General features: G+C 60.0%; 1 protein-coding gene. It reads left to right on the top strand.

Features of this window, described 5'->3' with window-relative positions; translation table 11 throughout:
- The coding region (locus tag ACPYOM_RS23055) for a hypothetical protein (protein WP_481347750.1) at window positions 1-255 on the top strand (255 nt) is incomplete at both ends.

Raw genomic sequence — 255 nt, 5'->3', positions numbered from 1 at the left:
TAGCGAAGTTGTCCGACACTTCTCGCCTGGATTGCCCTTCGGTTGGTCGAGTTCGACGGCGGACGCGCTCGCCGGTCGCACTCTCGTCGTCTCATTCAAGGTGCCGCCGGCAGAGATCATCGCCGGCAAGCACGATACTTTCTTCCGCAACTGGTTTGCGACGGCACCCACCGATCAGACGGTCTACTGGTCGTACTTCCACGAACCCGAGAACAACATCGGCAAGGGTGAGTTCACTGCGGCGCAGTACCGAGA

The sequence above is a fragment of the Monashia sp. HAY1-2A genome, assembly GCF_056755315.1.
The sequence above is the reverse complement of the archived record's forward strand: the minus strand, read 5'-3'. Positions and strand labels throughout refer to the sequence as shown.